General features: G+C 54.0%; 17 protein-coding genes. 6 read left to right on the top strand and 11 right to left on the bottom strand.

Annotated features, from left to right (window positions below):
- Positions 1-475 (bottom strand): NlpC/P60 family protein (locus INF68_RS18820; RefSeq protein WP_193525390.1); only part of this gene is annotated, 475 nt, incomplete at its 3' end.
- Between the two features lie 239 nt (positions 476-714).
- Between INF68_RS18820 and INF68_RS18815 the strand changes: the two genes are divergently transcribed.
- Positions 715-1,377, top strand: a complete 663-nt coding sequence (locus tag INF68_RS18815) for an HAD family hydrolase (protein ID WP_109846183.1) — start codon at positions 715-717, stop codon at positions 1,375-1,377.
- Between the two features lie 60 nt (positions 1,378-1,437).
- Here the strand turns inward: INF68_RS18815 and INF68_RS18810 are convergent, their stop codons facing one another.
- Positions 1,438-2,463, bottom strand: a complete 1,026-nt coding sequence (locus INF68_RS18810) for a TerC/Alx family metal homeostasis membrane protein (protein WP_126786764.1) — start codon at positions 2,461-2,463, stop codon at positions 1,438-1,440.
- 166 nt (positions 2,464-2,629) lie between these two features.
- Positions 2,630-3,028, bottom strand: coding sequence for a potassium channel family protein (locus INF68_RS18805; RefSeq protein ID WP_029740243.1), 399 nt, complete (start codon positions 3,026-3,028; stop codon positions 2,630-2,632).
- A 317-nt stretch (positions 3,029-3,345) separates the two neighbouring features.
- On the opposite strand from INF68_RS18805, the gene INF68_RS18800 reads away from it, so the two are divergent.
- Positions 3,346-4,680, top strand: coding sequence for an MFS transporter (locus tag INF68_RS18800; RefSeq protein WP_126786763.1), 1,335 nt, complete (start codon positions 3,346-3,348; stop codon positions 4,678-4,680).
- Positions 4,681-4,717: 37 nt separating this feature from the next.
- On the opposite strand, the gene INF68_RS18795 is transcribed toward INF68_RS18800, so the two are convergent.
- On the bottom strand, positions 4,718-5,455 hold the full coding sequence (locus tag INF68_RS18795; RefSeq protein ID WP_126786805.1) for an IclR family transcriptional regulator: 738 nt from the start codon (positions 5,453-5,455) through the stop codon (positions 4,718-4,720).
- Between the two features lie 169 nt (positions 5,456-5,624).
- Here INF68_RS18795 and INF68_RS18790 point away from each other — a divergent pair, with 169 nt between their 5' ends.
- Together INF68_RS18790 and INF68_RS18785 are read left to right on the top strand one after the other, a co-directional pair.
- Complete coding sequence (locus INF68_RS18790; protein WP_063441593.1) at positions 5,625-6,317, top strand: RraA family protein; 693 nt, start codon at positions 5,625-5,627, stop codon at positions 6,315-6,317.
- Complete coding sequence (locus tag INF68_RS18785) at positions 6,317-7,255, top strand: NAD(P)-dependent oxidoreductase (protein ID WP_126786762.1); 939 nt, start codon at positions 6,317-6,319, stop codon at positions 7,253-7,255. The genes INF68_RS18790 and INF68_RS18785 overlap by 1 nt, the downstream gene beginning before the upstream one ends.
- Before the next feature lie 471 nt (positions 7,256-7,726).
- Here the strand turns inward: INF68_RS18785 and INF68_RS18780 are convergent, their stop codons facing one another.
- From INF68_RS18780 to INF68_RS18770, 3 genes are read right to left on the bottom strand one after another with little or no spacing between them, the layout of a single operon-like run.
- Positions 7,727-8,854 (bottom strand): nickel/cobalt efflux protein RcnA, encoded by a 1,128-nt coding sequence (locus INF68_RS18780; RefSeq protein WP_032653825.1) that lies wholly within the window; start codon positions 8,852-8,854, stop codon positions 7,727-7,729.
- Positions 8,855-8,866: 12 nt separating this feature from the next.
- Positions 8,867-9,136, bottom strand: coding sequence for a metal-sensing transcriptional repressor (locus INF68_RS18775; protein ID WP_032653828.1), 270 nt, complete (start codon positions 9,134-9,136; stop codon positions 8,867-8,869).
- A gap of 35 nt (positions 9,137-9,171) precedes the next feature.
- Entirely contained in the window at positions 9,172-10,467 is a 1,296-nt protein-coding gene (locus tag INF68_RS18770; RefSeq protein ID WP_032653831.1) for an MFS transporter, read from the bottom strand.
- A gap of 181 nt (positions 10,468-10,648) precedes the next feature.
- Here INF68_RS18770 and INF68_RS18765 point away from each other — a divergent pair, with 181 nt between their 5' ends.
- Together INF68_RS18765 and chrA are read left to right on the top strand one after the other, a co-directional pair.
- Positions 10,649-11,626 carry a chromate resistance protein ChrB domain-containing protein gene (locus INF68_RS18765; protein WP_242672852.1) on the top strand — a complete coding sequence of 326 codons (978 nt, stop codon included), beginning with the start codon at positions 10,649-10,651 and terminating at the stop codon, positions 11,624-11,626.
- Positions 11,583-12,959: a chromate efflux transporter gene (gene chrA, locus INF68_RS18760; protein WP_032655655.1), complete on the top strand. Its 1,377-nt coding sequence runs from the start codon at positions 11,583-11,585 to the stop codon at positions 12,957-12,959. The genes INF68_RS18765 and chrA overlap by 44 nt, the downstream gene beginning before the upstream one ends.
- 30 nt (positions 12,960-12,989) lie before the next feature.
- Here chrA and INF68_RS18755 read toward each other — a convergent pair whose 3' ends face one another.
- From INF68_RS18755 to pcoE, 4 genes are all read right to left on the bottom strand, one after another.
- Positions 12,990-13,679 (bottom strand): hypothetical protein, encoded by a 690-nt coding sequence (locus INF68_RS18755; protein ID WP_032653837.1) that lies wholly within the window; start codon positions 13,677-13,679, stop codon positions 12,990-12,992.
- Positions 13,680-13,692: 13 nt separating this feature from the next.
- Entirely contained in the window at positions 13,693-14,430 is a 738-nt protein-coding gene (locus INF68_RS18750) for a HupE/UreJ family protein (RefSeq protein ID WP_032653839.1), read from the bottom strand.
- Between the two features lie 142 nt (positions 14,431-14,572).
- Positions 14,573-14,875, bottom strand: coding sequence for a hypothetical protein (locus INF68_RS18745; RefSeq protein WP_227412908.1), 303 nt, complete (start codon positions 14,873-14,875; stop codon positions 14,573-14,575).
- A gap of 387 nt (positions 14,876-15,262) precedes the next feature.
- Positions 15,263-15,697: a copper resistance system metallochaperone PcoE gene (gene pcoE, locus INF68_RS18740; RefSeq protein WP_032653843.1), complete on the bottom strand. Its 435-nt coding sequence runs from the start codon at positions 15,695-15,697 to the stop codon at positions 15,263-15,265.
- Positions 15,698-15,783 lie beyond the last annotated feature (86 nt).

Raw genomic sequence — 15,783 nt, 5'->3', positions numbered from 1 at the left:
AATCATCCGTCAGGGTTGAAACCGTTACGCCCTGACTGGTTGAGGCATGAATAAACTGGTTTTCGCCAATATAAACGCCGACGTGCTTGCGGTTTGGGCCCGTCTGGAAGAAGACCAGATCGCCGGCTTTCAGGCGGTATTGCGCCACCTGCACGCCGCGATGGATCTGTTCACTCGTCGTGCGCGGCAAATTAAGATGCGCCGCATCGCTGAACAGGTGCTGCACCAGCGCGGAGCAATCTACCCCGCGATGCGTGGTTCCGCCCCACCGGTACTGGGTGCCTTTCCACTTCTGGTATTGATCGAGAATACGCGAGCGCAGCGGGCCTGTTTCCTGATGCACCAGCGCAGATTTCGCCGGTGATGCTGCCAGTTCACTGTTCATCGATAACATCGACGCTGGAAGTTGAAAGCTGAACGCAGAAAACGAAGCAAAACTTAACGTGAGGATTGAAATAAGCGATCTAAGAGTCATATCAAAAAAGAAGTAGTGAGTGAGTTTTTCCTTACCTGTGGGGGCCAATGGTTCCCCTAAATATCTTGCGATGTGGCGATAATATATACAGCTCGTTTTTTCACCAATTGTTATCGAGGCCAAAAATGGACTCACTTTGAGATCGCAAGATCGAGAAAAAAAGAGTGGTGATATAAGGACTGTCCAGCTAAAGCAGGTAAACTGATCCGCAGAATGTGTATTTCAGCTAAGACGTATTTATGACCAATATGATTGCCGACGAGACGGTGGCTAAATCCAGCGTGCTCTCTGTCTTTGACTTTGACGGGACATTAACGCACCACGACAGCTTTATCCCTTTCCTGCGTTTTGCCTTCGGCAAACGTTACTTCGCGGGCCGCCTGGTGCGCATGGCGCTGCCTACGCTGCACTGCGTGCGTCGCAAGCTGACGCGCGATGAGCTGAAGGAAGTGCTGATTAAAACCTTCCTGACGGGCGTGGATGAACACTGGCTGCGCCAGCAGGCGGAAGCCTATTGCGAAAAATACTGGAACAAGCTGATGCGCCCCGAAGGGGTTCTGGCGGTGGCGGCTGAGGTGAATTCCGGTGCGGAAGTGACCATCTGTTCCGCGTCCCCGGCGCTGGTGCTCCAGCCGTGGGCTGATAAGCTCGGCATTAAGCTGATTGGCACGCAGCTGGAAGTGAAAGACGGCAAGCTGACGGGGCGCATCACGGGCAATAACTGCCGCTGCGCCCAGAAGGTGGCAAGGCTGGAGAAAGTGTATGGCGATCTGAACGCCTATCACCTGCGCGCCTGGGGAGACACTCGCGGCGACCACGAACTGCTGGCGGCGGCGCAGGATCCGCACTGGCGGCACTTCCACCACCCGCGCAAGCGCCGGAATTCACCGATTAAGGGTTAGGTGCGGTCCGGTGCCCTCACCCCGGCCCTCTCCCACAGGGAGAGGGAGAAAGGCGGTACATCAGGCCTCACGTTTCCCCGGGAACATCACGCTCGCAATAATCCCCAGCGCCAGCACGCCTAGTACCACAAACAGGCTGGCCGTGGCGCCAATGCTGTAACCGTGATGCCAGAAGTGATCGGTGGCATTTAACCCCAGCTTGAACGCCACGAAGAACAGCAGCAGCACCACGGCTTTCTCAAGGTGCACCAGATACTGCTTCAGCGCTTCCAGCACGAAGTAAAGCGTACGCAGGCCGAGAATGGCGAACATCATGGCGCTGTAGATAATCAGCGGCTCGCGGCTCACGGCAATAATGGCCGGCACGGAGTCAAACGCGAACATCACGTCAGAAAGCTCGACGACGGCCACGCAAAGCAGCAGCGGCGTCGCATAGCGCTTCGCCTTCTTCACGCGGCCAACCATCACGTCCTGGTTTTCCGGCTTCTCCAGCTCCGCATCCACCTCTTTCTGGGTCAGAATAAAGGCGTTGCTGCTGATTTTCGGCCAGACCGGATAGAAGCGTTTTACCAGGCGATAGGCGAGATGACCCGAGTAATCCTCCACTTCGTCGCTCTCTTCATTGCGTCTGAGCATCATCACCGCCGTCCAGCCGACGACCAGCGCGAAGATCACCTCAACGTACGGCCCCAGGCTTAACAGGCTGGTGCCGATAGCCACAAAGATGCCGCGGAAGACAATCGCCCCCAGCACGCCCCAGTAGAGCACGCGGTGACGGTACTTATCCGGTACGCCGAACCAGGCGAAGATCGCCATCATCACGAACAGGTTATCGACGGAGAGCACCTCTTCCAGCGCATAGCCGGTGAGGAACAGGCTCGCCATCTCGGCACCGTGGTGAACATACAGGAATCCGGCGAAGGCCATCGCCATCATGACCCAGAAAATGGACCACATCGCCGCGCTTTTCAGCGAGACGGGTTTATCGTGACGGTGCATAAAGAGGTCGATAAACATCGCCCCAACGGCCATCACCACAAAGACAACAACGGTTTCCGTCGGGAAACCGAGATGAGCAACAGACATACAAAACCCTTTTGGCAGACAAAACACAACACCATGCAAACTGGCGTAAACCAGGAACAGAAAAGGGCGGGCCGTTAATCAGCCTCTTCGCCCTCAAATTCGCGGCCTTCGGGCCGCGCAAGGAGGAGTACTTTACCTTACCCGGCGGGGATCGCGCATCTGCCGTTTAGACGCTCATGCCGCGCAAACGCTGCAGCACCGCCACCAGAACCGCCACGGACCAGCCCACCATCAACGCGCCCACCAGCCCTTCCACACCGCCGATGAGCCGCCAGTGCTGGGGTAACGTGACGTCGCCGTATCCCACGGTGGCGTAGCTGACCAGTGAAAAATAGAAGCTGGTGTTCCAGTCATTAAACGCGTCGATGACAAAATAAAACGCAGCAAACAGTCCGGCCTCAAGGAGGTGGGCGAAGATCATGGAGATCACGATACCGACATTGCGTAAAACAATGCGTACCGCCGAATCGACTTCTAATTTGATGAATTTTAAAACGCCAAACATCCACAGCGAATGGATCACCACGGTTAGGGTAAGCAAAATAATAATACTGAGTAGCTGCATGATGCGTGCTCGACCAAAAGAAATATGGCCCCGCTAATGCGGCGGGGCACCTGGTCGAAGCTTAGTTGAATGGAGAGGAAAAGTTGGTGCAATAATTGCGTTGCGTGATTATCTCCCTTGCAGCGTGATCTCTTTGCGGCTGGTTCGACTGCTGTGAGCGATATATTTGAAGCGCACTATCTGTGAGTCACCTCTTATTTACATCATTTAAACCTTCCATTAACTGGATAAAAATAACGCGCCGTCGCTATAGTGGTTTTGTTTAATAAAACTGAGTTGTACCTAATAAAACAAAGAACAAACCCTGCGAGGACACAATGACAGAACATTTACGTAACGGCGCTACCGCCACCGAGGACATAGAAAGAGAGACGATGCGGAAGGTGATCTGGCGTATTCTCCCGTTTCTGATTGTCAGTTACCTGGTCTCCATTATCGATCGCGGGAATATCGGCATGGCTTCGCTGCAGATGAATGAGGACCTTGGCCTCAGCAAAGCGGCGTTTGGCTTCGCCAGCAGCCTTTACTTCGTGGCCTATTTTTTGTTTGAGGTGCCCAGCAACCTGGCCATGCAGAAAGTCGGCGCCCGGCTGTGGATCCCGCGCATTATGATCAGCTGGGGCATCGTTTCCATGTGTATGTCCCTGGTGCAGAACACCACGTCGCTCTATATCGTCCGTTTTCTTCTCGGTGCTGCTGAGGCGGGCTTCTTCCCGGGCGTCGTGCTGTATCTGACCTGGTGGATCCCGTCCCGCTACCGCGCACGCATTATTGCGTCCTTTATGGTCGCCATCCCGCTCGCTAACTTCATCGGCTCCCCGCTTTCCGGGCTGATACTGTCACTGGATGGCTGGCTGGGTCTTCGCGGCTGGCATCTGCTGTTCATTATTGAAGGCTTGCCGGCGGTGCTGCTGGGTATTGCAGCCTGGTTTATTCTCCGGGATCGCCCTCATCAGGCGAGCTGGCTCAGCAGCGAACAGAAACAGTGGCTGGAAACCACGCTGGAAACCGAGCGCAATCAGCAAAAGAGTATCGGACACCAGACGACGTGGCAGCTGCTGAAGCATCGCCAAATCTGGCTGATGGCGCTGATTTACGCGGGTGCATCTTCCGCGGGCACCACCATCAGCGTCTGGTCTCCTCAACTGCTGAAATCCTTCCATCTCGATAACCTTGAGACAGGTCTGCTTAACGCTATTCCTTACGGTCTGGCATCTGTTCTCATGATTGTATGGGGACGGAATTCCGATCGTACCAACGAACGTCGCTGGCATACTGCACTCACGCTGTTCATGATTGCCGCCGGTGTGTTCGCCGCCTTTGTAAGCGTCTCGCTGTCTGCCACGATCGCTATCCTCAGCATTATGCTGATAGGCGCTTATTCAATGAAAGGGCCTTTCTGGGCGCTGGCATCCGGTTGGATGAGCAGTACCTCAGCGGCGGCGGGATTGGCCGCGATTGGCGCCATCGCAAACCTGATAGGCGGGGCGGTGATGGTAAACGCGTACGGCATTATCAATGAGCGGACGGGCAGCTACACGCTGGCTATGCTTCCGCTGGCCGCGCTGTGCGTGGCCGGGGGTATCGCGGTGCTCATTATGGGGCGGCAGGCCCGCCGAGCTCAGCTACACGAAAAACAGGTTACGCATTAACGATGACAGAAGCGGGACATTTGTCCCGCTTCTGCGTTTAAAGATTTTCTTCCGCCGCGTCGCTCGTTTCACCAAAGAACTGCTGACAGAAGGGCTTACCGGCGCCCATTTTCTGCGACAGACGGCTTGCAGCCGCCTTCATCAACTGACCTATCTCCTTCTCACGGCGATCTTCCGTCAGCCGTGAGATGGGGCCGGTCAGGGCTAAGGCCGCAACCAGCTTGTCGTGAACGCCGAAGACGGGCATCGCAAACGCAGCGGTATGGGGATCGCGTGCGCCTGACGTGTAGAAAGGGAGTTCAGCGTCTTCCTCCGGCAGGCTTTCATTGAGCCCCCAATGACGCAATACCTTACTGATGGCCGAATTATCGAGCGGGAACTGGCTGCCGGGAAGATTGCTGTGTCGCAGGCCATGCGACGCTTCAGCGCGAAACAGGCAAAGCCGCTGCCCTCCCTCCAGCACATACCAGCTGGCACTCTCCTGAGACGCCAGGGATAAGGCCTGAAGCTCTGGCTGAACCACCCGGGAAAGGTGAAAAGATTGTTCATACAGCTTGCCGAGGTAAAGCAGACGTGGGCCCAGCGCATAATTGCCGTCTTCATGCCTGACGACGTAATTCATCCGTTCAAGAGAATTCATCAAGCGGTAAACCGTGGTTTTATGATAACCCGACAGCTGTGCCAGCGCGGTCAGCGTCAGGCTCTCATCTCCAGGACGGAAGCAATCCAGTAAAGCCAGCGCTTTTTCAACCGCTACAACGCCTTCATTCCCCATCATTATCTCCTTGTTAGCCCGGCAGTGAGTGTACCTCAAATTTTGTGAGTCACTTCGTGTTTACATCACAAACGCCATCTCGAGTCTGGCTAAAAGGAAAGCAACACCGCTATAGTTGTTTTGTTCTGTACACCTGCATTGTACTCAGTAAAACAATATGGAGGCATTTATGTCCGTTACTGAAAAAAAACCGATTAATCGCCATTTCGAGCGCGTTTCTGCCGAGGACGTTCGTCGGGCTGCCGAGTATCAGGCAGCTATTCTGGCCGACGTGGCCGGTCGCCGCGGTACGCTTCATGGCCGCATCAAACCGCTGGCCCCACACATGTCCGTTGCGGGTCCGGCCATCACCGTTGAAGTCCGCCCGGGTGATAATCTGGCGATTCATGCTGCGATGGCGGTGGCGCAGCCCGGCGATGTCCTGATCGTCGATGGCAAAGGCGACCTGAGCTGCGCGCTGCTTGGGGAAATCATGGCCACTCAGGCTCAGGCGAGCGGCATTGCGGGCATTATTATTGATGGCGCCGTGCGTGACGCCGATACCCTGAGCAAAGGTCACTACCCCGTCTTTTCTGCCGGTCTGAACCCCTGCGGCCCGACAAAGTTAATCTCTGGCCGGGTTAATCATCCCATTTCAGTCGCCGGGGCGACGGTTCAGGCCGGGGATCTGGTTGTCGCGGATATCGACGGCGTGGTCGTTATCCCGCGAGATGAGGTTCAGGAGGTTATCGCTCTGGCAAAAGAAAAGCTGGAGATGGAGACCCGGCGCCTTGCCGCCATCCGTGAAGGCGATTTACGTCCACACTGGCTTGATGACGCGCTTCGTAAGGCAGGTATGTTGAGCGACGGGGAGACGCTGTGATGGGGTGCAAAGACGTAGTACTGGTTACCGGTAGCGACCTGGCGGAGCAGGCCATGGTGATGTTGCAGGGCTTTGAGGTAGTGTTTGCGGGCCGCCAGCCCACAGAAGATGACCTGATCGCGCTGTGTAAACGACACAATCCTGTGGCAATCCTGGTACGTTACGGCAGGATCACCGCGAAAGTTATGGATGCCGCCCCGGCTCTGCAGGTTATTTCCAAGCACGGAAGCGGGATCGATGTGATAGACCAGACGGCAGCGGCCGAGCGCAACATCGCCGTCCGCTCTGCGCCTGGCGCAAACGCGGCGGCAGTGGCTGAACATACCTGGGCGCTGATCCTCGCCTGCGCAAAGTCGGTGGTGCCTCTGGACAAGCGGCTGCGAGACGGGCACTGGGATAAGGCGACGCATAAATCCATTGAACTGGAGGGCTTAACGCTAGGGTTAATTGGGCTGGGTGCTATCGGCTCGCGCGTGGCGACTATTGGTCACGCTTTTGGCATGAAGGTGCTGGCTTACGATCCCTATGCTAAGACCATGCCTGCCCTGTGCGAACGTGCAGAAACGCTGAACGGACTTCTTTCCCGTTCCGATGTCATCTCTTTGCACTGTCCGCTGACCGATGAGAATCGGGGGATGATCAATAGCGAAACGCTCGCACACTGCAAGCGGAACGCAATTCTGGTCAATACGGCACGCGGTGGACTGATCCACAGTGAGTCGTTACTGGCGGCGCTCCGGGATGGCACGCTGCACAGCGCGGCGCTGGACAGCTTTCCCCACGAGCCGCTGACCGCGCCGCACCTCTGGCAGTCCGTAGAAAACGTGGTTATTTCACCGCATATTGGCGGCGTTACCGCAGCGTCATATATCAAGATGGGAACCGTGGCCGCGAGCAATATTCTGGCCGTGACGGACGTCACCACCGTCAGCCCATAAAGCCAAGCGTGACGAGTGGCTGTGCTCTTATGTCACTTGTCTTCTGCTGTGTAGAGACATTAAAGTTGTATCCTTTAACCTGAAAAAGACTTTAAAGTTGTACACTTTAAAAAAAACACATACAAAACATGATGCTAAGTGTGTATCACACGCTGTTCCAACATTATGCCTTGATGTTCTTGCAGGAACTGCAATTTACAGGAGGAAAAAGGTGTTTTTGTAGTTGGGGTCAGTTTGGATATCGAAAATTATTGTACGTTTAGGCTGAAAATTGACCTCCAGGCCCCAGGAGGATCTTTCCAGGATCCTCCTGGGGTTAAATAGGGTTCTGTTTGGAAAACGGAAAATTTTGAAGCGGACATACACCCTATAATGGATGCCGGGAACCATAATTTCTTGAGAACAGTTGACCTGAAACTTTCAATGTTCAGATCAACTTACAAAGTTATCTGAAGCTGGCTTTTTTACAATTTATTGCATAATGCCTGTCATGCCGTGATAGCCCATATATATACCCACAAGAGCTATCAGCACGCTGGAAAAATAGGGGGCACGTCTTGCAAGCGTGTCAAACCCACTCCAGCGCCTGGTTGCCTGACGAACGCTGAACGCCGCTGCCGCCCCCACTGAAACCAGCGTAATGGCTAATCCAATACTGAAGCACAGCACCAGTGCAGCACCAAGCGTAAACTCTTTCACCTGAATACAGAGCAGCAGAACGGTAATGGCCGCAGGGCAAGGGATTAATCCGCCGGTCAGGCCAAACAGAACTATCTGCCCGGTTGTGACCTTTCGATTAGCAAAACGCTTTTTGATATCGTTCGCGTGTGCCTTTTCGTGCGCATCCTGATATTCCTGAGAATGTACATCCAGACCTTCCAGAGCTGAGTGGTCATGGTCATGGTCGTGCTCATGAAACGCTACATCATAGTCATGCACATGGCCGCGATGACCCAAGGTTAAGCGTACATCGAAGCTGTGCGGTTCGGGGATCGGCAGAGTTGATACCATAAAACCGTCTTTTTCAGTGAAGTCGAATACCTGTGAAAAAGTACCCGCCCCACGGTTGGTCACCAACGAAATATCCCGCGCGTCCCATTTTTTGCCGCTGAGCGTGCGTAAACGCCAGTGAGGCGGCTGGCCATCCTCAAAGATAGAGAGTTCAACGCTGCCGTGACCGGTATCGATGACGCGTGTTTCATCGTGATGGTGGCCGTGTGAATGCTCCTGTTCCTGCTCCATCTTCCACAGCTTTTCGCCGCGCCAGGTGCGCCAGAACATCCATGCGGCAGTAGCGAGGATAATGATCGCAGAAATCAACTGGAACCAGGGCTCTGCAGATTCAGCGGTAAACTGGCGGCTGATATACATTCCACCCAGAGCAATCAGCCAGACAACCGAAGTGTGGGAAAGGGTGGCAGCCAGACCGAGGAGAACGGCCTGTTTAACGGTTCCCCGGACAGCCACAATAAAAGCCGCCATCATCGTTTTGGAATGACCCGGTTCGAGCCCGTGGAGTGCTCCCAGTAAAATAGCGCTGGGAATGAACAGCCAGGCGTTAGCCACGCCCTGCTGCAACAGTGCAGAAAAATCAGTCATGTTTCACTTGCCTTAAAGATATTTGGTGATCTCTTTGAACTCGTTCAGCGTGCTTTCAGACCCGTCATGATCTGCATGAAGCGCGTCCTCCAGGCAGTGATCAAGATGGTCATGAATGAGCGTACGCTTGGCGTTTGTTATCGCCTTTTCCACAGCATAAAGTTGCTGGGCAATATCCAGACAGGCTTTTTCATCTTCAAGCATCTGGATGGTGCTTTTCAGGTGCCCTGCGGCACGTTTAAGTCTTTTAATAATGTCGGGGTGTGAGGCGTGAGCAGTCATTTTTATCCTCTCCTGATGTAATAAACGTTTGGTATCTACTTCTTCTTCGGCCATGAAGGATGTTCGTCATCAATAACGAAATTGTGCTCATGCTCTGTTTCTGCCTTCGTTTCTGCATCCTGATGGCTGTGCAACTGAGAGCGGGCTTCGTGTTCCGGACGCCAGATCAGCACAGCGGTTAAAAGCGAAAGCGCCGCAACAGCGGTAAGCGCAATAAAAGAGGTCTGAGTACCCCAGGTTGCCCCTACCCATCCGGCCAGCGGATAGGTAACCAGCCAGCAGGAATGTGACAAGGCAAACTGCGCGGCAAACAGAGCAGGCCTGTCTTCCGGTGTTGATGAGCGGCGTAATAAACGCCCGGATGGCGTCTGGGAAAGCGAGTAGCCAACGCCCAGCAAAGCCCAGAGCGCGACCAGCGTAAAATAATCCTTAAGTAAAATACCCAGTCCAAGGCCAACGACCAGTAAACCGGTTCCGACCATCATTGGCAGCCGGTCACTCATTTTGTCGAGAATACGCGGAAGTATCAGCGCCGATATCATCGACCCCACGCCAAAGAACGCCAGCGCAATCGCGGTGGAGCGCTGTGAGAAACCAAAGTCGGCCTGCACCAGAACCACGGTGTTGACGATCACCATCGCGCTTGCCGCGGCAACGGCCATATTCAGCGCCAGTAACCCCCGCAGCCTTGGCGTTTTCAGGAAGATTCGCATCCCGCGTGTGGTTTTATCGTAAATGGTGCGATGAACAGTCAGCGCCTGCATTTTGGGCAAGGTGACGGAGACAACCAGAATGGCGGAAGCGAGAAAACCGACGGCGGTGCCTGCGAACAGGTTGTGGAAACTCATCACCGTCAGCAGCGCGGCCGCCAGCATGGGGCTGATGACGCTTTCAAGATCGTAGGCCAGCCTGGAGAGCGAGAGCGCTCGGGTATAGTCACGCTCGTCCGGGAGGATATCCGGAATCGTGGCCTGAAACGTTGGCGTAAACGCGGCTGACGCCGATTGCAGAATGAAAATGAGGATATAAATTTCCCAGATTTGGGTCACGAAAGGCAGTGCAAAAGCCACCATAGCCCGCACCAGATCCAACGTAACCAGCATCGTGCGGCGGGGAAATTTATCAGCGAAGGCGGCGGCAACCGGGGCGACCAGAATATAAGCACTCATTTTAATCGCCAGCGCCGTTCCCAGAACGGCCCCAGCCATGTCGCCCGCCAGATCATAGGCCAGCAGGCCCAGTGCAACGGTCGCCAGACCGGTACCGATAAGGGCAATTATTTGCGCCATAAACAGGTGGCGGTATGTACGATCAGAAAGAATGCTTAGCATGAGAAACTCTCCTGGCTTTCCACATCCCCCCGGGGGGGATGTGGAAAGAGTAGAGAATGGCGGAGTGCCTGGCAAGCGGTATTACATTTTAGTGGCTCTCTTTTTGGATGCTCCCCCATTGTTATATGCATATAAAAAATCATGAGTAGCAAAGTCTACATGATGTATTAATCTCTACATCGTGAAACTACTTATTCTTATCCTGACACTGCCCACTCAGCAGGCCACATTGCGTATGCGTGTCTGGCGGGCATTAAAAAACACCGGTGCCGCCATGCTGCGCGACGGCGTCTATCTGTTGCCTGAAGCGCAACAAGAGCATGAGATCTTTTACGATATAAGTCGTGAAATCCGGGATGAGGGGGGCGCTGCCTTTGTTTTTAACGCTGAAACGCCCGAAGAAGAGGAAATCCGTCCGTTATTTGATCGCTCTCAGCAGTACATGGCCCTGCTGGAAAGGCTACAGGTGTGTAAAAACGACCTGGATGAGGAAACCGCCGTCAGCCAGTTGAAGGTGGTGAGAAAACTTCGCCGCGAGCTGGATCGGATTGTGGCGATTGATTTCTTTCCTGGTGAAGCGCGGGCGCAGGCCGTCTTTAGCCTGACGGAACTGGAAGCAGGCATTAACAGGTTCATCTCTCCCGGCGAGCCCCACGCCGTCAGCGGCGAACTGACACAACTGATACCTGAGGATTTCCACAACAGGATCTGGGCAACCCGTCGCAGACCCTGGATTGACAGGCTTGCCAGCGCCTGGCTTATACGGCGTTTTATCGATCCTGACGCGCAGTTTCTCTGGCTTGAAGATGGCAACGATTGTCCGGCAGAGGCTGTGGGGTTTGATTTTGATGGGGCGACCTTCAGCCACATCGACAATCGCGTGACCTTTGAAGTACTGATGGTCCGCTTCGGGCTGACGAGGGATGCCCTGAATGGTCTGGCAATGCTGGTACATTACCTTGATGTAGGCGGGATTCAGCCCCCCGAAGCGGCTGGCGTTGAAAGTGTACTGGCAGGATTGCGTGAAAGCATTACGGATGATGACACATTACTCACAGCGGCCTGTTCGCTGTTTGATGGTCTGTTAACGACGTTTGAAATGAGGTCCGGCCATGATGAACAAAACGGAGTCGCTGACGCTGGCAGAGGAAAACGATAAGCCCTCGCCGCTCCCCCTGAAGGAGGCATTCTGGTTCTGGCTCAAGCTGGGGTTTATCAGCTTTGGCGGGCCCGCCGGACAGATAGCTATCATGCACCAGGAGCTGGTCGAGAACCGGCGCTGGATATCCGAGTCCCGTTTCCTTCACGCACTCAACTTCTGTATGGTGCTGCCCGGTCCGGAAGCGCAGCAGCTTGCGACCTACATCGGCTGGCTGATGCACAGAACGTGGGGCGGCGTGATAGCCGGGCTGTTATTTATCCTTCCTTCGCTTTTTATTCTTATCGCGTTGTCGTGGATCTATATCGCCTGGGGAGATGTCGCCGTTATTGCCGGTATCTTTTACGGTATTAAACCCGCCGTTGCGGCAATCGTGCTGCAGGCGGCGCATCGCATCGGCTCCCGTGCGCTGAAACACGGTGCCCATTGGGCTATAGCTGCTGCGGCATTTGTGGCCGTTTTCGCCCTGAACGTTCCCTTCCCTGTCATCGTTATTTCGGCAGCGATAACTGGCTTTATCGGTGGACGCATCGCGCCGGAAAAATTTCACAGCGGTAGCGGGCATAACAAACAGGAGAAAGCCGCCGGTGCTGCTGCGGTGATTGACGATCATACGCCCATACCGGCGCATGCCCTGTTCAGTTGGGCGAAACTGTTAAGGATTGTGGCGGTGGGCGCACTGCTCTGGCTTATTCCCATGACGGTGCTGACGCTGGGGCTGGGCTGGGCGCATCCGGTGACGCAGATGGGCTGGTTCTTTACCAAGGCTGCGCTCCTTACCTTCGGTGGAGCCTACGCCGTCCTGCCATACGTTTATCAGGGGGCGGTCGCCCATTTTGGCTGGCTGACTGCCGGGCAGATGATGGACGGTCTGGCGCTGGGAGAAACCACGCCCGGCCCGCTGATTATGGTGGTGACTTTTGTCGGATTTGTCGGCGGGTATACCCATGCCGTTTTTGGCGCGGATATGCTGTTTGTCGGCGGAGCCGTTGCCGCCTGCCTGGTGACCTGGTTTACCTTTCTCCCGTCCTTCATTTTCGTGCTGGCAGGCGGGCCGTTTATCGAAACGACCCACAACAAGACGGGTTTCACGGCACCGTTAACCGCCATTACGGCGGCCGTAGTGGGCGTCATTGTTAATCTGGGGCTGTTTTTTATCTGGCATACCGTATGGCCAGAAGGCGCAAAGGGAGGGATCGATATCCCTGCCGCTCTGATTGCCGTCGCCGCTGCGTTTGCGCTTTTCAGATTAAAATGGAAAGTCACGCACGTTATTGCCCTGGCGGCTCTTGCCGGGCTGATATTACGCCTGACCGGGCTGACGGCAGCGTGAAAAGGGGCAGGTTGTCCTGCCCCTGACTTATCAGATTACCCGTTTGATGTTCAGGTAGTCGCCGTTGGTATCAAGCTGGATCGTGATGGTCTCAGACCCGCGATTTCGCCAGAACCAGCCATGTTTGCCATCGAACGCGGCCTGCAAAACGCCGTCTTTGGCGGTGATCTGCCGGGCCTTACCGTAGCCATGGTAGAAGCCTTTCGGTGCGCTGAGCGGATCGCCGTGTGCATCCACGTTGACGGGGCCGGAGCTGGTCCACTGATAGGTCACGCGGGCATCTTTACGCATTTCCAGTTTAACTTCAGCAGCTTCGTTAGGCTCAAGGGTGATGAGCATCTGATGACGCTGCGAACCAGCCGCTGGCTCTACCGGGGCGGGCGTGGTCGCCGGAACGCTCCGCTCCGGGTAGCTGCTCTGCGTGATTGCCGGAGGATTATTCGGGATCGGTCGCTCATTAACCGGTGTACCCAGCTGTGCTTGCTGAATAGCGCTGGCCTGATTATCGGCATCAGCCTCTTCGGCAAGCTGCGTTTTGATTTCTCCCATCTGCTTTAGCCCCAGTAGACGACCCACGCCGGTAGGATCAATGCCATATTCCGAAGGCATGACGATGGTGATCAGTAGTGTCAGCGCGACGATGGCGGCGAGAATAGTGGACTGCATCAGTTTGATGGCAGAAGGTAATTCTGCGCGTGTTGGTAAATCAGTGTTGTACATTGTCTTTTCTCCTTCAGGCTAAAATGTAGCCACAAAGCTGGTAACTCATTAACAGGAATCCTGCGCTCATCATCCCTACATTGGCGGCATAAGCGTGGCGGAAAAAGCTCGCCGTTTGCCGCCAGTAGCTCATAATGATCAGGATGGCGCTCAGCGCGAGCAGCTGGCCGATCTCAACGCCAATGTTGAAGGCAATCAGGTTGACAAACAGGCCATCGGGAGAAATTTCAAATTCTTTGATTTTGGTCGCCAGACCAAAACCGTGGAAGAACCCGAAGATAAGCGTCGCAAGCTTCGTGTTGGGCTGAAAGCCAAACCAGCGCTGGAATGCTCCAAGGTTATCAAGCGCTTTGTAGACCACGGACAGCCCGATAATGGCGTCAATGATGTAAGCACTGACGCTGATATCAAAGAACGTGCCGATGAGCAGCGTCGTCGAGTGACCGATAGCGAACAGGCTGACGTACAGGCCGATATCGCGCATTTTGTAGAGAAAGAAAATCACCCCGAACAGAAACAGCAGATGATCGTAACCGGTCACCATGTGCTTCGCGCCAAGGTAGATAAACGGGATGATGTTAATCCCGGTGATTTCCTGGATGTACCCTTTGTCGCCTTCCGCCACGCCGTGCGCATACGCGCCCTGGCTGTAGAAAAGCAGTAACAACAGGAAAAACAGACAAGCCGAACGCGCCTGAGCTGAAAGCAGGCCAGCGCTCAACCGGCCCTGTGTATCAAGGCTGGTATTCATAAAAATCCTTACATTTTGAATAATAACGAATTAACAGAAGTTATTACGCAGGCAGGATTCTCGGAGGGCGTTCGGGGGTGGCCTGAGGCATTTTCAATATTTGTTCTGAGCTCAACGCATATATCGCCCGCATACCTGGATTCTAGGTGTGAAGAGTAGGCAGAGCAAAGAGTTTATTCAGATCGTGGGAATGATCGGCATTGAGGTGATGCACGCTGCCGTGGGAATGAAACAGCAACGGATCGTGCTCATTCAGTGGTTCATCGCTGTCGTGTTGATGGTCACTGATGGACGTTGTTTCCTGAACGCTGTATGCAGCCTGTGGTTTTGCCATAAACGAACTGCTCAGCACGGCAACAGCCATGATGATAAGCACGATTCTGGAAATGACTTCACGGCGAATAAACACAATCAACGGCATCCTGACGATACAAAGTAACAACATGCGTAATGTATCCGCACTGTGGATCTGATTTCAATAGCCTGTTTCGGATTTAGTCTGGACTGTAATACTATCAGTTTTGTAATGTCCGCTTTTGGAACACAGCGGGCTTCATCAGGACGCCAGTAACTAAAAGTGGTTACCGGCTTCAGGTAAGTTTCGTCGGCTGCGGCCAGCTAAAGTAGGAAGGTCAAAAAACGACCTTAACGTACAATAATTTTCGATATCCAAACTGACCCCTAGTTATCCGGAGTTACGTGACAGTATTGGTCAGATACTTCCACTTCTTCAGAGTTAAAGTTTGATATATGAGAAAAAAAACGCTCCCGGACGGGAGCGTAAGCCAGTGACTTCTGCGTCAAATGAGGGTCTAACAAGTGGAGCTGCGGGTTAATTCTGGGTGATCTGGCTGCGATGCTTTTCAGCCTGCTGCTGATGAATAACGGAAGATTGACCATTATTCGCCTTCTCATGCATAACAGCGGCTTTCTCATGCTCGTTCATTTGGGAAAATGATTTTGCTGTTTCGTTAGAAGCTGCTGGCTTGGATTTCATCATTTTTTTATGCATTTCAGCCATGTCCTGATGGGCAGCAGAATTGCCGTTTTGCATCATGTCATGGGACATTGCGGACTGATCGTGACCGCTCATATCCATCATTGTCATGCTGTCTCCCTGAACTGCGCTTTTTTCAGCAGATGACTGCATCTGATGGGCAGGAGCCTGTGCATTATTTACCTGGTCATGCATGTTCATTGTCTCTGCAGCCATGGCGGATGAAGCGACAGCCATAATGGCAACAAATGATACGAGAATCTTTTTCATGGTTGGGTCTCCGGTGTTTACATACCCAAACAATCAATGGCTTATAACAGAGAAAGCAGTTGATCTCAGGGCGGGTTAATCATCAC

The organism is Enterobacter cloacae complex sp. P16RS2 (genome assembly GCF_014982155.1).
Classification (GTDB): Bacteria; Pseudomonadota; Gammaproteobacteria; order Enterobacterales; family Enterobacteriaceae; genus Enterobacter; species Enterobacter cloacae_M.
The sequence above is the reverse complement of the archived record's forward strand: the minus strand, read 5'-3'. Positions and strand labels throughout refer to the sequence as shown.

Coding starts and splice junctions, on each gene's coding strand:
- INF68_RS18785 (WP_126786762.1), top strand. CDS start 6,317: ATGGGGTGCAAAGACGTAGTACTGGTTACCGGTAGCGACCTGGCGGAG.
- chrA (WP_032655655.1), top strand. CDS start 11,583: ATGAACAAAACGGAGTCGCTGACGCTGGCAGAGGAAAACGATAAGCCC.
- INF68_RS18790 (WP_063441593.1), top strand. CDS start 5,625: ATGTCCGTTACTGAAAAAAAACCGATTAATCGCCATTTCGAGCGCGTT.
- INF68_RS18770 (WP_032653831.1), bottom strand. CDS start 10,467: ATGCTAAGCATTCTTTCTGATCGTACATACCGCCACCTGTTTATGGCG.
- INF68_RS18775 (WP_032653828.1), bottom strand. CDS start 9,136: ATGACTGCTCACGCCTCACACCCCGACATTATTAAAAGACTTAAACGT.
- INF68_RS18755 (WP_032653837.1), bottom strand. CDS start 13,679: ATGTACAACACTGATTTACCAACACGCGCAGAATTACCTTCTGCCATC.
- INF68_RS18745 (WP_227412908.1), bottom strand. CDS start 14,875: ATGTTGTTACTTTGTATCGTCAGGATGCCGTTGATTGTGTTTATTCGC.
- INF68_RS18815 (WP_109846183.1), top strand. CDS start 715: ATGACCAATATGATTGCCGACGAGACGGTGGCTAAATCCAGCGTGCTC.
- INF68_RS18750 (WP_032653839.1), bottom strand. CDS start 14,430: ATGAATACCAGCCTTGATACACAGGGCCGGTTGAGCGCTGGCCTGCTT.
- INF68_RS18780 (WP_032653825.1), bottom strand. CDS start 8,854: ATGACTGATTTTTCTGCACTGTTGCAGCAGGGCGTGGCTAACGCCTGG.
- INF68_RS18800 (WP_126786763.1), top strand. CDS start 3,346: ATGACAGAACATTTACGTAACGGCGCTACCGCCACCGAGGACATAGAA.
- INF68_RS18810 (WP_126786764.1), bottom strand. CDS start 2,463: ATGTCTGTTGCTCATCTCGGTTTCCCGACGGAAACCGTTGTTGTCTTT.
- INF68_RS18795 (WP_126786805.1), bottom strand. CDS start 5,455: ATGGGGAATGAAGGCGTTGTAGCGGTTGAAAAAGCGCTGGCTTTACTG.
- INF68_RS18805 (WP_029740243.1), bottom strand. CDS start 3,028: ATGCAGCTACTCAGTATTATTATTTTGCTTACCCTAACCGTGGTGATC.
- pcoE (WP_032653843.1), bottom strand. CDS start 15,697: ATGAAAAAGATTCTCGTATCATTTGTTGCCATTATGGCTGTCGCTTCA.